The sequence below is a fragment of the Methylibium rhizosphaerae genome (genome assembly GCF_006386545.1).
GTDB classification, from domain to species: Bacteria; Pseudomonadota; Gammaproteobacteria; order Burkholderiales; family Burkholderiaceae_C; genus Pseudorivibacter; species Pseudorivibacter rhizosphaerae.
Genome location: NZ_SWAR01000171.1, coordinates 1 through 1,046, shown reverse-complemented (window position 1 = coordinate 1,046; position 1,046 = coordinate 1). Strand labels below are relative to the sequence as shown.

The 1,046-nt window shown below is 63.2% G+C and carries 1 pseudogene; it reads right to left on the bottom strand.

What is annotated here, in order from left to right:
* Positions 1–392: 392 nt before the first annotated feature.
* A pseudogene (locus E8D38_RS27960) lies at positions 393–587 on the bottom strand (transposase); the annotation flags it as partial.
* Positions 588–1,046 lie beyond the last annotated feature (459 nt).

The following is a 1,046-nucleotide window of genomic DNA, read 5'->3' as shown; positions in this document are numbered from 1 at the left end:
TAACAGAAATGCGCGCGTCATCCAGGCGTTGCTTAGCAGCGAGACGACATACCGTCGGCCAGTGACTGCTTGACGAGCAGCAACCACCACCCATCCCCCCGCCCTTCCCACCAGCGGGAAGGGGGCCCCAACCACGTCCACAAGGAAAGACACCAACGCAGGGTTTGCGAGCTCAACGAAGTGATGACAAACCGGTCGGACCAGCATCCTGAGACCCTGAACTACCTTCCGGCTGGGGCGTACACGCCTCAAGCCGAACTGCTGCTGAGGACGGGATGCGCGAATCTCATCGAGGCTGCGGGCATGCGACAAACTTGCCCACCAAGCAAGCCGTATACATGTACGCAGACCAACTTGACATCATCAGCGCGGGCTTGCAAAAGGCGTCGGGTCCATACATGAAGGTAGTGGATGCGCAGCATCGTCTCGATGCCAAACGGCGGGCGCCCGGTCTTGGCCTTCGGGTAGTACGGCGCGACGATCTGCACCAGCGCCGCCCAGGGCACCACGCGTTCCATCTCCTCGAGGAACTCGCGCTTGCGCGTCTTCTTCGTCGACAGGTTCAGGCCCAGTCCGAGTTGCTTCATGCTCGCTATGGTCGTCGGCCTCGCCCGATCACGCAACGCGGCTCAGCACTCGGGCAGTGGGCACCAGTGCTTCATCGGTCTTCCGCGGCGCCGCATTCCACCTTGCCACAGCGCAGCCGCCGAGAGTTTCTTCGGCGCGATTTGCGGCAGCGGGCCGATTACTTCGCTAACCCCTCCATCGAGCGGACCCACAACGGCGAGGCGCAGTTGTGCGCTTCGGTCAAACCGAGCGCGCGGTTGCAGCGTCTCGCCCCGTACGGTACCGGCCACCGCCGCTGCCGACACCACCAACACGCGCAGCGGCCTGTCATAGGACGGGCTGCATGCCCGCAGTGTGTAAGCGTCCGGGCATCCCGTGGATCGGACGCAGGATCAGGTCAGCGAGCTGCGTCCGTCGTTGACTTCGTCGATGAACACATCTTCTGACCAGGCGAGGCCGATCGCCTTGTCCAAGCGCTT